At 63.9% G+C, this 16728-nt stretch carries 13 protein-coding genes; 5 read left to right on the top strand and 8 right to left on the bottom strand.

Features of this window, described 5'->3' with window-relative positions; genetic code table 11:
* Positions 1-52: 52 nt before the first annotated feature.
* From QXZ85_RS00860 to QXZ85_RS00850, 3 genes are all read right to left on the bottom strand, one after another.
* The gene (locus QXZ85_RS00860) at positions 53-2236 is read right to left on the bottom strand and encodes a xanthine dehydrogenase family protein molybdopterin-binding subunit (RefSeq protein WP_315765464.1); all 2184 of its coding nucleotides are present in this window, start codon (positions 2234-2236) and stop codon (positions 53-55) included.
* A gap of 10 nt (positions 2237-2246) precedes the next feature.
* Positions 2247-2696, bottom strand: coding sequence for a (2Fe-2S)-binding protein (locus tag QXZ85_RS00855; RefSeq protein ID WP_315707032.1), 450 nt, complete (start codon positions 2694-2696; stop codon positions 2247-2249).
* Between the two features lie 167 nt (positions 2697-2863).
* Positions 2864-4270, bottom strand: a complete 1407-nt coding sequence (locus QXZ85_RS00850; protein ID WP_315707031.1) for an MFS transporter — start codon at positions 4268-4270, stop codon at positions 2864-2866.
* Between the two features lie 172 nt (positions 4271-4442).
* On the opposite strand from QXZ85_RS00850, the gene QXZ85_RS00845 reads away from it, so the two are divergent.
* On the top strand, positions 4443-5498 hold the full coding sequence (locus QXZ85_RS00845) for an isocitrate/isopropylmalate dehydrogenase family protein (protein ID WP_315707030.1): 1056 nt from the start codon (positions 4443-4445) through the stop codon (positions 5496-5498).
* A 54-nt stretch (positions 5499-5552) separates the two neighbouring features.
* Here QXZ85_RS00845 and QXZ85_RS00840 read toward each other — a convergent pair whose 3' ends face one another.
* Positions 5553-6623: a glycosyltransferase family 4 protein gene (locus QXZ85_RS00840; protein WP_315707029.1), complete on the bottom strand. Its 1071-nt coding sequence runs from the start codon at positions 6621-6623 to the stop codon at positions 5553-5555.
* A gap of 451 nt (positions 6624-7074) precedes the next feature.
* On the opposite strand from QXZ85_RS00840, the gene QXZ85_RS00835 reads away from it, so the two are divergent.
* The 4 genes from QXZ85_RS00835 to QXZ85_RS00820 all read left to right on the top strand — a co-directional run bounded on the left by QXZ85_RS00835 (position 7075) and on the right by QXZ85_RS00820 (position 13109).
* Positions 7075-8838 (top strand): ABC transporter ATP-binding protein, encoded by a 1764-nt coding sequence (locus tag QXZ85_RS00835; RefSeq protein WP_315741573.1) that lies wholly within the window; start codon positions 7075-7077, stop codon positions 8836-8838.
* Positions 8839-8943: 105 nt separating this feature from the next.
* Positions 8944-11148 carry an amylo-alpha-1,6-glucosidase gene (locus QXZ85_RS00830; RefSeq protein WP_316167905.1) on the top strand — a complete coding sequence of 735 codons (2205 nt, stop codon included), beginning with the start codon at positions 8944-8946 and terminating at the stop codon, positions 11146-11148.
* Between the two features lie 68 nt (positions 11149-11216).
* The gene (locus QXZ85_RS00825; RefSeq protein ID WP_315707096.1) at positions 11217-11669 is read left to right on the top strand and encodes a PRC-barrel domain-containing protein; all 453 of its coding nucleotides are present in this window, start codon (positions 11217-11219) and stop codon (positions 11667-11669) included.
* Between the two features lie 102 nt (positions 11670-11771).
* Positions 11772-13109 (top strand): MFS transporter, encoded by a 1338-nt coding sequence (locus QXZ85_RS00820; RefSeq protein ID WP_315707026.1) that lies wholly within the window; start codon positions 11772-11774, stop codon positions 13107-13109.
* 23 nt (positions 13110-13132) lie between these two features.
* Here the strand turns inward: QXZ85_RS00820 and QXZ85_RS00815 are convergent, their stop codons facing one another.
* From QXZ85_RS00815 to fixL, 4 genes are all read right to left on the bottom strand, one after another.
* Positions 13133-13825 carry a helix-turn-helix domain-containing protein gene (locus QXZ85_RS00815; RefSeq protein WP_315707025.1) on the bottom strand — a complete coding sequence of 231 codons (693 nt, stop codon included), beginning with the start codon at positions 13823-13825 and terminating at the stop codon, positions 13133-13135.
* A 107-nt stretch (positions 13826-13932) separates the two neighbouring features.
* The gene (locus QXZ85_RS00810; RefSeq protein WP_315707024.1) at positions 13933-14340 is read right to left on the bottom strand and encodes a response regulator; all 408 of its coding nucleotides are present in this window, start codon (positions 14338-14340) and stop codon (positions 13933-13935) included.
* 78 nt (positions 14341-14418) lie between these two features.
* Positions 14419-15036: a response regulator FixJ gene (fixJ, locus tag QXZ85_RS00805; RefSeq protein WP_315707023.1), complete on the bottom strand. Its 618-nt coding sequence runs from the start codon at positions 15034-15036 to the stop codon at positions 14419-14421.
* 6 nt (positions 15037-15042) lie between these two features.
* The gene (fixL, locus tag QXZ85_RS00800) at positions 15043-16557 is read right to left on the bottom strand and encodes a sensor protein FixL (protein ID WP_409977538.1); all 1515 of its coding nucleotides are present in this window, start codon (positions 16555-16557) and stop codon (positions 15043-15045) included.
* Between the last annotated feature and the right edge of the window lie 171 nt (positions 16558-16728).

Raw genomic sequence — 16728 nt, 5'->3', positions numbered from 1 at the left:
GGCCAGCATATCACGGCGGCGGCATCGAGCGTGAGGCCGCCGCCGGCTCGTATCAGGCGAAGCTGATGTTCTGGTCGCGGAGCGGCACCGAGCGGATGCGCTTGCCAGTGGCAGCGAAATAGGCGTTCAGCACCGCGGGAGCAGCGACGCTGATGGTGGGCTCGCCGACCCCGCCCCAGAAACCGCCGCTCGGCATCAGGATCGACTCCACCTTCGGCATCTCGTTGATGCGCATCGAATTGTAGCTGTCGAAGTTGGTCTGCTCGATGCGGCCGTCCTTCACGGTGCAGCCGCCATAGAAGAGACCGCTTAGACCATAGACGAAGGAGCCCGCGATCTGCCGCTCCACCTGCGCCGGATTGACGATGTAGCCGGGGTCGGTCGACGCCACGATCCGATGCACCTTTATTTTGGTGCCGTCGGTGACCGAGATCTCGGCGGCGGCCGCGACATAGCTGCCATAGGAATGCAATTGGGCGAGGCCGCGATAGACGCCCTGCGGCGCTTCCGTGCCCCAGCCGATCTTGTCCGCGACAGCTTCCAGCACCGCGAGGTGCTTGGGATGGTCCTTCATCAGTTTGCGCCGGAACTCGAGCGGGTCCTGGCCGACCGCATTGGCGAGTTCGTCCATGAAGCATTCCAGATAGATCGCGTTCTGGTTCACATTCACGCCGCGCCAGAAGCCCGGGATGATGTGCGGATTCCGCATGGAATGCTCGATCAGCAGGTTCGGCACCGAATAGCCGATCATCGCATCGCCCGAGGCATTGAACCCGGCAAAGGTCGCTGGGTCCTTGCCGTTCACCAGCGCGTCGGGGCGCAGGCTGTACAGGATCGACTGGCCGGAGATCCGGATATGCAGCGCGGTGAGGTTGTCGTCGGCATCGAAGCCGCCGGTCAGCTTGCACTGGGTGATCGGATGATAGCGGCCGTGCGTCATGTCTTCCTCGCGCGACCAGAGCAGCTTGATCGGCGTCCCCGGCATTTGCTTCGCGATCAGCACGGCCTGACGGACATAGTCGGTCTGACCACGCCGGCCGAAGCCGGTGCCGAGCATGATCTTGTGCACCTCGCATTTGTCGGCCGGCAAGCCGGTCGCCTCCAGCACCGCGGCGAACGCCGCTTCGCCGTTCTGCGTGCCGCACCACACTTCGCATTTGTCGGCCGTGTAAAGCGCGGTCGCGTTCATCGGCTCCATATTGGCGTGGTTCTGATAGGGATAGTTGTAGACGGCCTCGACCTTCTTGACCGCGCCGGCGAGCGCGGCCTTCACCTCGCCGTTCTCGTTGCCGACATAGGCCGGACCGGAGGCGAGACCTTCGGCGAGCCATTGCGCGATCGAGGCGGAGGACACCTTGGCGTTCGGGCCTTCGTCCCAGACGATCGGCAGCGCATCGAGCGCCGTCTTCGCATGCCACCAGGTGTCGGCGATCACGGCCACCGCAGTGCCGTCGACCGCGACCACCTTCTTGACGCCCTTCATGCCGGCGATCTTGGCCTCGTCGTAGCTCTTCAGCTTGCCGCCGGTGACCGGGCAATCCTTGATCGCGGCATTCAGCATGCCGGGCAGCTTGATGTCGATGCCGTAGGTCATGGCGCCCGTGACCTTGTCGGCGGTGTCGAGCCGCTTCACGCCTTTGCCGATCAGGGTCCAATCCTTCGGATCCTTCAGCTTGACGTCTGCCGGCGGCGAAAGCTTCGCGGCAGCTTCGGCGACCTTGCCGAAGGTCGTGGTCCTTTTTGAGGGCGTGTGGGAGATGATGCTGTTGGCGGCGGCGCATTCGGAGACCGGCACCTTCCATTCGTTTGCCGCGGCCTGGATCAGCATCATGCGTGCGGCGGCGCCGCCCTTGCGGACATAATCCTGCGAAGCGCGGATGCCGCGGCTGCCGCCGGTCGAGAAGTCGCCCCAGACCCGCTTGCGGGCGACGTTCTGTCCGGGCGTCGGATATTCGGTCGTCACCTTGCTCCAGTCGCAGGCGAGTTCTTCGGCGACGAGCTGCGCGAGGCCGGTCAAGGTGCCCTGGCCCATCTCGGAGCGGGCGATCCGGATCACGACGGTGTCGTCAGGCCGGATCACGACCCAGGCGTTGACCTCCGGCGCGCCGTCGGCGGCGCGTGCCATTTGAGGTCCCCCGAAGGGGATGTCGAGCCCGAGTGCGAAGCCACCGCCGAGTGCGGCCGTGCCGATCACGAAAGCGCGACGATTGAGCCGAGGCGTCACGTGCTGGTTCATGATCGCCTCCTTATGCGTTCGCCGCGGCATGGATCGCCTCGCGGACCTGCTGGAAGGTGCCGCAGCGGCAGATGTTGGTGATGTTGTCGTTGATGTCCTGGTCGGTCGGCTTCGGATTGTCCTTGAGCAGCGCCGCCACCGCCATGATCATGCCGGTCTGGCAATAGCCGCATTGCGGCACGTCGTTGTCGAGCCAAGCCTGCTGCACCCGGTGCAGGGCGCCCTCGCTCGCCAGACCTTCGATGGTGGTGATCTGTTTGCCATCCGCTTCTGAAACGGTGACTCCACAGGAGCGCACCGCGGCGCCATCCAGATGCACGGTGCAGGCGCCGCATTGTGCGATGCCGCAGCCATATTTGGTTCCGGTCAGTCCGGCGTTCTCGCGGATCGCCCAGAGCAGCGGCGTATCGGGCTCGACATCGAGCGTGTAGGATTTTCCATTGATCGTGAGGTTTGCCATCGCATGTCCCCGGTTCGTTCAACGCGCCCGTTGAACTAATGGCGGCACTGTGGCCCGAAGCCTGGAATCCTTCAAATCAAGAATACGCGTTTGAGTCGCGGAAGAGACGTGATCGTGCGGTGTTCGCAATCACGTTGAGCCGTTGTGTGCGTGCGAGCAGCGACCGCCTATGCGTTCCGCGGCGGTGTCACGGCAAGCCGCAGGAAGCTCATGGCGCTGCCGAGCGCGGCAAATCCGGCGCCCAGCGCCAGGGCCAGCGTTGCGCCTTGGTGGCCCGCCAGGCTGAAGCAGAGCGCAGCGAGCGCCGCCCCTGTGGTCTGGCCAGTGAGCCGGGCGGTTGCGACGATGCTGCTTGCGCTGCCGCTGCGGTGCGGCGGTGCGCTCGACATGATGGCCTTCATGTTGGGAGCCTGGAAGAAGCCGAAACCGATGCCGCAGATCAGCATGCGCCAGACGATGTTTGGGATGCTTGGGTTCTCAGGTAAGAGCGCGAGCAGCGCCATGCCAAGGCCGAGCAGGACGAGGCCGATGCCGCCGAGCAGACCGGCCGGGAAGCGGTCGGAGAGCCGGCCGGCGATCGGCGCCATGATCGCAACCGCCAGCGGCCACGGCGTCATGAAGAAGCCGGTCTCGACCTGCGAGCGATGCAGGATGTCCTCGAAATAGAAGGGCAGCGACACGAAGCCGAGACCCTGGACCGAGAACGAGCAGACCGCGGTTGCCGCCGACAGCGCGAACATCCCGCGGCGGAACAGATCGATCGGCAGCATCGGCGCCGGATGCTCGGCATGGCGCCGGTTCAGGATCAAGCCGAGCACGACCGCGCCGGCGAGTTCGATCACGACCGCGAGCGGAGCCGCGCCGTGAGCGGCGCTGCCGATGGCGGTGATGAAGAGGCCAAGGCAGCCGGCCGCCAAGGCGGCGCCAAGAAAATCGAAGCCGTGCGCGGCGCGCGGCGTCCGCGGTAGCATCCTCAAGCCGATGATGATGGCGACCAGGCCGAACGGCAGGTTGACCGCGAACAGCCAGGGCCAGGAGCCGAGCGCGAGAATGCCTGAAGCGATCGTCGGCCCGAAGGTGAAGGCGATCCCGACCACCAGCGCATTATGGCCGAGGCCGCGCCCCAGCATCTTGCCGGGATAGACATAGCGCACCAGCGCCGTGTTCACGCTCATGATGCCGCTGGCCCCCAAGCCCTGCAGCGCGCGGGCCACGACCAGGCTCGGCAATGACCAGGCGAGTGCGCAGCCGACCGACGCCAGGGTGAACAGCACCAGCCCGCCCAGATAGATGCGTTGATGGCCGACGATCTCGCCGAGCGCACCCAACGGCAGCAGGGTTGCGACCAGCGCGATCTGATAGATATTGACCACCCAGACGACATCAGCAGCGCTGACGCGCAGGTCCGACGAGATGGCGGGCAGGGCGATATTGGCGATCGCGGTGTCGAGCGAGGCCATTGCCAGCGCGGTGAAGATGGCGGCGATCGCCCAGCGCCTCCGTCCTTCCGGCAAGCCGTCGGAGGCCGTCTCGCCGGTCGCGGCATGCTTTGGGGCGTGGTGGCGGTTGGACATGCAAGAGCCCTGGGGTATGCCGGCGGCGGATGTGGCGATGTACTACGGAGCCGTCGGTTTCCCCAGCGGTCCCAGCGCATGGCCGTATGCGCGGATGTCGCTCTACCGGCAGTGGCGCGGCAGCGATCCCCATGTTCAAACAACGCGAATTCCAGACATGGAGAGGTGAGCGATGCGGATCGTGGTTCTGCCCGGAGATGGCATCGGGCCGGAAATTGCAGCGGCGACCAGCCAGGTGCTGCGCGCGGCCTCCGAACAATTTCAGCTTGGCCTGGTGCTCGAGGAGCACGCGGTCGGCCATGCAAGCCTCGCACAATTCGGCACCACCGTGCGGCCTGACCTGCTCGACATTGTCCGCGGCGCCGACGGCCTGATCCTGGGGCCGAGCGCGACTTTCGATTTCAAGGACGAGGCGCGCGGCGAGATCAACCCGTCGCGCTATTTCCGCAAGAACCTCGATCTGTTCGCCAATATTCGCCCGGCCCGGACCTATCCCGGCCGTCCCGGCCGCGTCGGCGAATTCGATCTGGTGGTGGTGCGCGAAAATACCGAAGGGTTCTACGCCGACCGCAACATGGAGGAAGGCAATGCCGAGCTGCGGGTCACGGCTGACGTCGTGGTCTCGCTGCGGCGGATCACGCGGCAATGCTGCGAGCGCATCGCGAAGGTTGCCTGCGATCTCGCCATGGCAAGGCGCAAGCGGCTCACGATCGTCCACAAGGCCAACGTCCTTAGAATGGGCGATGGAATGTTTCTCGACGTCTGCCGGGAGATGGCGCTCGGCTATCGGGGCCTCGTGGTGGAGGAGGTGCTCGTCGACGCCGTCATGGCGCATGTGGTGCGCGAGCCGGGCCGCTTCGATGTGCTGGTCACCACCAACATGTTCGGCGACATCCTGTCCGATCTCACCGCCGAGCTGTCCGGCAGTCTAGGGCTCGGGGGCTCGCTCAACAGGGGCGCGGATCATGCCATGGCGCAGGCCGCCCACGGCTCGGCGCCCGATATCGCCGGGCAGGACGTCGCCAACCCGGTCTCACTTATTCTTTCGTCCGCTCTGCTGTTGGCTTGGCACGGCGACCGTATCGGCGCACCTCGCTTCGTCTCCGCAGGCGCCGCGATCGAACGCGCCGTGGCGAAGGCGATCGCGGACGGGCAGGCGACCCGCGACATCGGCGGCACGCTCGGCACCGCGGCGGCGGGCGCTGCGATCGCCGCACGATTGACGTAACGCGAAGGGCCGGACCGTGAATTGATCCGGCCCTGCCATTACGTATGTGGTGTGCTATTCGGCACTGCTGACGAGCTTGATGCGCGGCTCCGCCTCATTCATCAGGCTGCGATAGGCGGCGAGATAGTCCAGCGCCATGCGCCGAGCCGTGAAACGGCGCTCGAACTGCGCGCGCACACGGGCGCGGCTGAGATCGGCAAGCCGGCCGACGGCTGCGACCGCGCTGAGCTCGTCCTCGACGATGAAGCCGGTGATGCCGTCGTCGATCACCTCCGGCACCGAGCCGCGGTTGTAGGCGATTACAGGTGTGCCGCAGGCCATCGACTCGATCATGACCAGGCCGAACGGTTCGGGCCAGTCGATCGGCAGCAACAGCCCGAGGGCACCGGAGAGGAATTCCGCCTTTTCGTTGTCGCTGATCTCGCCGATATAGTCGACCAGCGGATTGCCGTTGATCAGGGGATAGATGAGCTGATCGTAATAATCCTGGTCGGCGCGGTCGACCTTGGCCGCAATCTTGAGCGGAATGCCACAGCGCATTGCGATCTTGATCGCGCGGTCTACGCCCTTTTCCGGTGCGATGCGGCCGAGTACGGCAAGATAGCTCGGCGTCGCGGCCTTCGGTTTCAGCAGCATCTCCGGCAGGCCATGCAGCACGGTGCGGACCCAGTTCGCGTTCGGCACGGGGCGGCGCTGCGCATCCGAGATCGAAACCACCGGAACGTCTTTGAACGCGGAGAACACCGGCTGATGCTCGGGCAGGTCAAGCCTGCCATGCAGCGTCGTCAGGAACGGTGTCGGCTGGCGATAGAACAGCGACCACGGATAATAGTCGAGATGGAAGTGCAGTATGTCGAATTCCTCCTCGTCGCATCGCTGCCGCACGTTTTCCAACATCACCATGTGAAGGGCATTGGGGTCGCGGACCGAGCCGTCGAGGCGCAGCGCCCGCGGCCATGTCGCACACAGCTTCGCCGACGTCTGTGAATCCCCGCTTGCAAACAGGGTGACGTCATGGCCGAGCGCGACCAGCTCTTCGGTCAACCAATGAACCACCCGCTCGGTGCCGCCATAGAGCTTCGGAGGCACAGCCTCCGTCAATGGAGCAATCTGCGCAATGCGCATCTCACCGTCTCCCGTCTCTGATCATGGATGAAGATCCCCCGATTGGCACCGGCGTCGACGAAAGCGAGAACGTATTCGCATCTGCGAAGTTCCCTTCAACAATCATTGTTTCTCCGCCACAACGTTTCCACCCGAGGTCTCATTGATGCCATCTCGTCCGCCGAAGCCAGTCGGCCGCGTGCGTGGGACGCCGCTTCGATGGAGATGCAAGTGTCACGGTTCTGACGTTCGTATCATTTCGTGGCGCGCTCATTGACGAGCGTCAGGATCGAAGAACACTAGCAGATTCAAGATTATAGTTTGGCTTTGGATCTGACATTCGCTATCAGAACTCGCCTCCCTACTGTCGCGAATGTCCGATCCGCCACGCGAGTGGAACCGAACAAATGAGTTCGTCGTTGATCTGCTCGGGGCCCGGGCTAGTTCCTCATCAGCCCAAAACGGACATCACATGGACCAGCTTTCAGGTTACGCGCATCGACCCTTTCCCTTCGTCATGCGCTATCTGCGCCAGCGCCCTGTCTCACACCTCACGATCCTGTCGGCCGTTGTCGGGGCAGTTGCCTGCTCGGTGGGAACGCAATATGGCGTCAAATTTCTAGTCGACAGCCTGTCGGCGGGACCTGGGGGCGTGGGGCAGGTTTGGACCGCCTTTGCCGTCCTGATGGCACTGATTGCGACCGACAACATCTTGTGGCGCGTGGCGAGCTGGATCGCGAGTTTCACGTTTGTCCGCGTCACCGGCGATTTGCGCCGTGACATCTTTCGCCATCTCACCGGACATTCCCCGAGCTATTTCGGTGACCGGCTTCCCGGCATGTTGTCGAGCCGTATCACCGCAACGTCCAATGCCGTGTTCACGGTGGAGAACATGTTCATGTGGAATGTGTTGCCGCCGTGCCTCGCGACGATAGCGGCCATCGTCCTGATTGGAACCGTGAGCGGGGCCATGGCTGCGGGGATGCTCCTGATCGCCGCCGCCATGGTGTTTGCGATGTTCCGCCTCGCTGCCGCGGGCAAGCCGCTGCACGACGACTTCGCCGACAAGGCGGCGATTGTCGACGGCGAAATGGTGGATGTGATCTCCAACATGCCGCTGGTTCGGGCGTTCTGTGGTCTGCGTCACGAGCATGACCGCTTTGACGCCACCGTGGACAAAGAACTGATCGCGCGCGGCCGCAGCCTTCGTTATCTGGAGAAGCTGCGCGTCCTGCACGCGACCGTCACGATCGTACTTACGATCGCCCTGATGGCCTGGGCGATCTCGCTGTGGCAGAAGGGTGGCGCGACCACGGGCGACGTCGTGCTGGTGTGCACGCTAGGTCTCTGCATTCTGAACGCGACTCGTGATCTCGCGGTGGCTCTCGTCGATGTCACCCAGCACGTCGCGCGCATGAGCGAGGCGATTGCCACTCTTCTGCAGCCGCACGAACTGCGCGATCATCCCGACGCCGAGCCGCTGGCCAAGAGCGGGGCCGCGATCGCCTTCAACAACATCACGTTCCAGTATCCCGGCGGCCAGAAGATCTTCGAGAACTTCACGCTGCGGCTGCAGCCGGGACAGCGGGTGGGCCTGGTCGGCCAATCCGGCGGCGGCAAGTCCAGCCTGTTCACGCTGCTGCAGCGGTTCTACGATCCGCAAGGCGGCAATATCACGATCGATGGTCAGGACATCGCGAAGGTTACGCAGCTGAGCCTGCGCGAGGCGATCTCGGTGGTGCCGCAGGACATTTCGCTGTTCCACCGCTCGATTCTGGAGAACATCCGCTACGGCCGCCCGAATGCGACCAACGACGAGGTGCTGCGGGCCGCCATCGCTGCGCGCTGCGACTTCGTCGACAGCCTGCCCGAGGGTCTGCAGACGATGGTGGGCGACCGCGGCGTCAAGCTGTCCGGCGGCCAGCGCCAGCGGATCGCGATCGCGCGCGCCTTCCTCAAGGACGCTCCGATCCTGCTGCTCGACGAGGCCACCGCCGCGCTCGACAGCGAATCCGAAGAAGCGGTCCGCGAGGCGCTGAACCGCCTGATGCGCGGACGGACCGTGGTCGCGATCGCGCACCGGCTCACCACCCTGCGGAACTTCGATCGCGTGGTGGTGCTGAAGGCCGGCAGGATTCTCGAGGACGGTCCGCCGGACCGCCTGATGCAGGGCGAGGGGCCTTATCGCGAGCTTGTGACCCAGGAAATGAGCCGGCTCGCCAAATTCGCGGCCTGACCGATGCACGACACATGAGCGTGGTGTAGAAGGGGACACCTCGCTCATCCGTTTTGCGTTCATTGCCTCCACTCAAAGCGCAATCCAACAACGCACGAGGTCAAGATGTCGGCCGAAGTGGCAAGCAAGCTTTCATCGACGGCGCGCACCGACGAGGCTGTGGCCGAGCAGCCCTTCTATATTCCGATGATGGGGCCCGCGGCGAGGCCGCGGCGCTCGCTCAAGCATGACGACACCTTCATCGTGCTGGACGACCATGGCGACATCGGCGCGTCGGCCGGCGGCCCCGACGGACTTTTCAATGCCGACACGCGCTATCTGGCACGGCTCGAACTGATGCTGGACGAGGTCCAGCCGCTGTTGTTGGGATCGAGCCTGCGTGACGACAATTCGGCATTCACCGTCGATCTGACCAATCCCGATGTCTACAACCAGGGCCGCCTGGTGATGTCGAAGGACATGCTGCACATCGTGCGCACGATCTTCCTCTGGCGCGGCACGGCCTACCAGCGGATTGGGATACAAAACCACGGTGACCGCCGCGCCTCCTTCGATTTGAAGCTGACCTTCGACAACGACTTCGCCGACCTGTTTGAGGTCCGCGGCACCACTCGGCGGCGTCGCGGGACGAGTTCGAGCAAACTGGACGGGCCGGCGGGCGTGCGGCTCGAATATCGTGGGCTCGACGGCGTCACGCGGACGACGGCTCTCAATTTCGACCCGCGCCCGACGCGGCTTTTGGTCAATATGGCAACCTATCATCTGGAGCTGGCGCCGCACGAAACGACCTCTCTCTTCGTAGCGGTCTCCTGCAATACACCGGCCGGCGAGCGGTCGGGACGGTTCTTCCGCAGTCTGCTCGCCCATCGTCGCGAAATGCGCCGCTGCAGCTCTGGCGCGACCTGCATCGAGACCTCCAATGACATCTTCAACGAGGTCCTATGCCAGGCCATGGCCGACCTCAACATGCTGATGACCGATACGCCGCAGGGCCGTTACCCCTACGCCGGCATTCCCTGGTACTCGACCACGTTCGGCCGCGATGGGCTGATTACGGCGATGCAGATGCTGTGGGTGGATCCGCGGATCGCCCGTGGCGTTTTGCGCCGGCTCGCCTTCTATCAGGCCAAGGAGACCGACCCGCTTGCCGACGCAGAGCCCGGTAAGATCCTGCATGAGATGCGGGGGGGCGAGATGGCAGCGCTGCGCGAGGTGCCGTTCGCGTGCTATTATGGCAGCGTCGATTCTACGCCATTGTTCGTCCTGCTCGCCGGGCTCTATTACGAGCGGACCGGCGATATTGATACGCTCCGCGAGCTATGGCCGGCGATCGAGGCGGGCCTACGATGGATCGATGGACCTGGCGATCCCGATCGCGACGGCTTCGTCGAATATCAGCGCGCCTCCGAGCAGGGCCTCGCCAACCAAGGCTGGAAGGATTCCTACGACGCGGTCTTTCATGCGGACGGCAGGCTCGCGGAAGGTTACATCGCGCTTGCAGAAGTGCAGGGCTATGTGTTCGCCGGCAAGCTGCTGGCGGCGCGCACCGCGCGGCATCTCGGCAAGTCGGAGTTTGCCGACGGGCTCGAAGCCCAGGCGGCGCGTCTTGCCGTCCGTTTTGAGGACGCCTTCTGGTGCGATGAACTCAACACTTACGCCCTCGCTCTCGACGGCGAAAAGAAGCCATGTCGCGTGCGCAGCTCGAATGCAGGTCAGCTCCTGTTTAGCGGCATGGCGCGCGACGATCGCGCCCGTAAAGTCGCTGCAGATCTGATGCGGCCGCATTTCTTCTCGGGCTGGGGCATTCGCACCGTGGCCTATGGTGAGACGCATTACAATCCGATGTCCTATCACAACGGCTCGATCTGGCCGCACGACAATGCCCTGATCGCGCTTGGGCTGGCGCGCTACGGTTTCAAACATGCGGTCGAGCGGGTGTTCAAGGGCCTGTTCGACGCCGCAGCCTATATGGACCTGCGCCGGTTGCCGGAATTGTTCTGCGGTTTCCGCCGGGAGAGAAACCGCGGGCCGACGCTGTACCCGGTCGCCTGTGTGCCGCAGGCCTGGGCCAGCGCAACCCCGCTCACCTTGCTGGAAGCCTCGCTCGGATTGGAGTTCGATGCGGTCAGAGGTGAGATCCGGCTGCGTAACCCGCGGCTGCCGGCGTTTCTGGATTGGGTCGTGCTGCGTGATCTGCAACTCGGATCCTCGATGGTGGATCTGCGCCTGCGCCGTCACGGCGAGGATGTCTCCCTGGAGGTGTTGCGCCGGCGCGGACAGATCCAGGTTTCGATCGTGCTTGCGCATTGACGGTTGACAGGAGCCCGGGAGATCGCATGCGCCGCTGTCACATCGCCTTTGTCACATCGCTGCTCGCAATGCTGGCGAACGGACTGACGCGAGCAGATGAGCTGCCGGCTGCGACACCGTCGCCTGCTCCGACGGAGACGCCAGCGCCGGCTGCAAAGGAACCGGTGCCGCCACCATCGGTCACGATTCTCGGCGCGCGCGACGCGCACAGCATCCTTGGCCGCGACGTGCGCAGCTCCAGCGGTGAGGACATGGGCCACATCGTCGACGTCATCGTGGACCTCACGGGCACGGTCCGGGCGGCCGTGATCGACTTCGGCGGCTTCCTCGGAGTCGGCAGCCGCAAGATCGTGGTCGATTGGACTGCGCTCAATTTCGCGCATCTCGCCGACAAGAGCGATCACATCACCCTCGATCTGAACAAAGAGCAGGTCAAGGCGGCGCCGGAATATAAGGAAGACAAACCCGTTGTCGTGTTGGGGGCGGCGGGCAAGTTGTCACCTTGGCTTTTTGATCATTGAGTTCGTTCTGAGATTCCGGGTCTGACGTGGTGCTTGCGCCGGCCTGGAGGACAGGGTGTCTGCGCCCACCGATCGAGACTCTATATTGAGACACGGAGAGCCATGCTGATTGCGCGGCCGTCCAGATCGATTGACCGAGGCAGTCCCGATCGCCGCGATGACGCGGACAAGCGCGCTCGCCCCAACGCCGGGCTGAGCCCGAGCCCGCCGCCGCCGCGACAGCCGCAGCCTTCTCGGCAGAGCCGGCGTGGTCTCGACTGGTTCATCTTCTTCCTCGCCGATGTGCAGACCGGGTTCGGACCGTTCATTGCGGTTTATCTGACCACCCAGAAATGGACACAGGCTCAGATCGGCCTGGTGCTCTCGATCGGCGGCATCGTCGGCCTGATTGGCCAGATGCCGGGAGGAGCGATCATCGATGCCGCGAAATCGGAGCGACTGGTTGCGGGCCTTGCCGTCGGGACGATCGGCTGCGCGGCGCTCGCCTATGCTGCTTGGCCGATCTTTCCCGTGGTGGCGGCGGCGGCAACGTTGCATGCTGCAGCCAGCTGCGTCTTGGGGCCGGCGATCGCGGCGATCAGCCTCGGGCTGGTCGGACCGCGTGGCATGGCCCGGCGGCTGGGCCGCAATGCCCGCTTCGCCTCGCTTGGCAATGGCGTGGCTGCCGCCGTGATGGGGACCTGCGGCTATCTGCTCTCCAGCCGCTCGGTGTTCCTGGTTACCTTCGTCCTGGCGTTTCCGACGCTCATTGCGCTGTCGCGGATTCGGGATAACGAGATCGATATCGCGCGAGCGCATGGCGAGGCGGGCCCGCGCGACCAGGAAGACGCTTGGTTTGCAAGCCTTTTGAACTTGCTGGGGAAACGGGCACTCGTGATCTTCGCCTGTGGCGTGTTCCTGCTGCAGATGGCCAATGCCGCGATGCTGCCCTTGATGGCGGGCGTGGTGACGACGCGCTCCAGCGAATGGGCCACGGTTTTGATCGCTTTCTGCATCGTGGTCCCGCAGGCTATCGTGGCTTTGACTTCGCCGTCGGTGGGGGCCGCGGCGCAGTCCTGGGGCAGGCGTCCGCTTCTGCTGCTGGGGTTCGGAGCGCTGGTGATTCGCGGGCTATTGTTTGCGGTGGTGCACGATCCCTATCTGCTGGTCGCAGTGCAGATCTTCGACGGCATCACCGCGGCCGTCTTCAGCGTGATGGTGCCGCTGATCGTGGCGGACGTTGCCTTCGGCAGCGGTCACTTCAATCTGGCGCAGGGCATCGTCGGAACCGCGACAGGCATCGGCGCATCGCTGTCGACCGTGCTTGCCGGCTATGTCAGTGACAAATTCGGCAGTCCCACCGCCTTTGCCGGCCTTTCGGGGGTGGCGATGCTTGGCCTCTTGCTGATCGCGCTGCTGATGCCGGAGACACGGCAGCGCCACAACAGAGGGCGTCCTTGAGCGACGGGGGGGCAGAGGCGGCTTCAGGCGTCCATGCTGCACAGGCGCTGGCGGTTGCGCAGCACGATCTGGCGGGCGCCCGAGAAGCCGAGAATGCCCTGGCTGTGCAGCTGCGACAGCGCCCGCGACACGGTCTCGAGCGTGAGGCCGAGATAGTCGCCGATATCGCGGCGGCACATCGGCAACGCCATCATGCCGGCGACCGCGAGGCGGCGATCCATTTCCAACAGGAAGGTCGCGACCCGCTCCATCGCGGTTTTGCGTCCCAGGAGCAGCATGTGGTCTTCGGCGTGGCGCAGATCATTGGCCGTCATGGTCCAGAGCTTGCGAGCCACGTTGACGTCGACGGTCGCGGAATGCTCAAGGCTACGGCGCTTCACGAGGCGCACCGTGGTATCGATGATTGCCTCGGCTGCGAGGCGGTGCACGGTCCCGGATTCAAGCCCGAACGCGTCGCCGGGGAGGTGGAAGGCGCCGATCTGGCGGCGGCCATCGGATAGCAACTTGTAGCTGCGGACAGCGCCTGAAATCACCTGATAGACGTATTCGGCCGGCTCGTCCTCGCCATAGATCTCCTCGTCCTTCTTGTAGGAGAATTCGGTGGCGATCAGCCCGGCATGGCCGGTGATCTCGGCAAATTGGTTGACGACAGGAGCTGGAGCAGGCTGGCCGATATTCGTGCTGATGAGCGAACCGGTGAGCGACTGATTGAGCATAACCATCTCCTTTGCGGCGGATGGTGAATGGCTACAGTGCGGCACCCGTTCAGGAAATCTAGCGCGATATCTTAAGGGGGTTCCCTTACGTAGATCTACGTAGGTGGTCAGGCGGCCGGGCCGGGATCGGTATCGATCTGCCGCTCATTGATCGCATTCCGTACCCGTTTGACCAGGTTCTCGTCCAACAGCGGCTTCAGCAGGAAATCGTAGACGCCCGCGGCGGCGGCGCGCGTGGCGAGCTTGTCGTCATAATGGCCCGTGATCAAAACAACCGGTGCCGTGGCGCCGCGCCTGCGCAAGTCGTTGGTCAAGTCCACCCCATTCATATCGGGCATCTTGTAATCGATCACGAAACAGTCGATCGGGGCATGGTCGAGCGCATTCAACAACGCCGTGCCGCTGCGAAAGGTCCGCACGTCGAAGCCGTCGGTCTCCAGCAGGAATTGGAGCGAGCTGAGCACGCCAACGTCATCGTCGGCGACATAGACCTTGGGTTTCGGGATAGCCGACATTGCGAGTGCCGCGCACGTGCATGTTGAAAGGATAATTTTCAACATGCATCCGAATCCAAAAGATCTGCTTGATCTGGCTCAATCCTTCAGTGCACCGGCGCGCATCGCAAGTCGCACCAGCTCGGACAGGCTGTTTGCGCCCATCTTGGTCATGACGTTGGCGCGATAGACCTCGATGGTGCGCGGGCTGATGTCGTATTCGCGGGCGATCAACTTGTTGGACATGCCCGCCATCAATCCATCCATCACCTGACGCTCGCGCGGGCTCAGCGTCGCAATCCGCACGAGAATGTCCTGCGCGGCAGCTTCATTCTTGGCGGCGGGCTCGGCCCGGCGAATGGCCGACTCAATCATGGCGACCAGGCGCTCGTCCTCGAAGGGCTTCTCCAGGAAATCGAGCGCACCGAGCTTCATCGCCTCGACGGCGAGCGGGACATCGCCATGCCCGGTCATGACCACGATCGGGAAGCTGGAATGCTCGACCTTCATCCGCTTCAGGAGTTCGATCCCGTCAATGCCGGGCATCCGCACGTCCGAGACGACGCAGCCGAAGGATAGTTTCGGGAGGGTATCGAGAAAGCTTTGGGCGTTCTCGAACAAGGTGACCTCGAATCCCGAGGAGTCGAGCAGGAAGTTGAGCGAATCCCGCATCGCCTCGTCGTCGTCGATCACATAGACTCTCGCCTTTTCCGCCATTTTGGCTCAACCTTCGTGGGACGCAGCCGGGAGCGTGAAGCGGAACGTGGCGCCGCCCGCATCATTGTTTTCGGCCCACATGCGTCCGCCATGGGCCTCGATGATCGAACGGCTGATGGACAGGCCTACTCCCATTCCACTGTCCTTGGTGGTGAAAAAGGTCTTGAACAGGTTGGGCATGACGTCTTCATGGAACCCTGTTCCGGTATCCGAGACCGCGACCTCGATCAAGTCGTCACTGAACTTGCGGTTGGTGGCCACTAGCTCCCGCCGGCTTGACTGCGCCATCGCCTCCAATGCGTTACGGAACAGGTTCACAAGCACCTGCTGAATCTGCACCCGATCGGCGAGCACCAGGTCGGCCTCCGGGTTGAGGTTGAAGCGGAGCTGGACGTTCTGCTCGCGCGCGCCGGCGAGCCCCAGCGCGCCGGCTTCCTCGATCAGCTTGGACAGGCTTTCGACACGCTTTTCCGACTCCCCGCGCGAGACGAAGTCGCGTAGCCGCCGGATGATCTGTCCGGCGCGAATCGCCTGCTCGGCGGCGCGATCCATCGCACTCTCGACTTTGGCCGTGTTCGGATCGGTGCTGCCGGCGAGCAGCCGCCGCGAGCCTTTCATATAGTTGCTGATGGCAGCCAGGGGCTGATTCAACTCGTGCGCGAGTGCGGATGCCATCTCGCCCATTGCGGTCAGGCGCGACACGTGAACCAGCTCGGATTGCAGCTCCCGCAGCCGCGCCTGGGTTTGCTGGTGCTCGGTCAGGTCATGGGCGAAGCCGGTGAAATAGGGCTGGCCGCCCGACTGCATTTCGCCGATCGACAGATGCATCGGGAAGGTCGTGCCGTCCCGGCGCCGTCCGGTCACGATTCGCCCGATACCGATGATGTGGCGCTCATGGCTCGCGTGATAACGCGCCAGATAGCTGTCATGCCGCGATCGGTCTGGCTCGGGCATCAGCTCGCTGACGTTCATCCCGATCGCCTCCGGCTCGCTATAGCCGAACATCCGCTCTGCAGCAGTGCTGAAGAACTGGATAATTCCATGGCCGTCGATCACGATCATCGCATCGGGCACCGTGTCCAGGATCGAGCGGAAATGCCGTTCTCGGATCCGCAGCGCGTCTTCGAGTTGCTTCTCCTGGCTGATGTCGAGCGCAATGCCGCGAAGATAGCGCGCCTCCCCGGTAGGGCCGGCCGCAATTCCGGCCAGCAGGCGAACCCATTGTCCGCTCGTGGCCGCGCCGGGTACCTTGAACGCTATGTCGAAGCCGGCGCCCCGGAGGCGAGCCTGTTCGATCGCCGTTGTCACGGAGGCGCGGTCGCCCTCATTCAGCAGCGACAGGAACGAGGCGAGCGTCACCGGCTGGTCGGCTGCAACCCCGAATAGCTTCCGGGTGGTTTCCGACCAGTACATTTCCTGGGTTACGAGATCGAGGTCCCAGGCCCCGAAGCCCAGGGAGCGGGCATTTTCGGGACGTATGGCTGCGTCGGGAAAGGGTTGGGTTACGCCGCGCACGTTCAGTCGTTCGCCCCATAATTTGTTGCCACCGGTGTTCCCGGTGGGATCTCCATCCCACACCAAATTATACCGTTGGAAGTGTCGCATCGTCCAAAGTTTGGCCATTGATTCAAGGCTTGCCCGGAAGAAATCTCGTCCGCCGTCCGGACGAACCGGTCCGGCTGACCGCCGGTT

It is taken from the genome of Bradyrhizobium sp. SZCCHNGR1005 (genome assembly GCF_032489995.1).
Lineage (GTDB): Bacteria > Pseudomonadota > Alphaproteobacteria > Rhizobiales > Xanthobacteraceae > Bradyrhizobium.
This window is presented reverse-complemented; position numbering and strand designations above follow the sequence as displayed.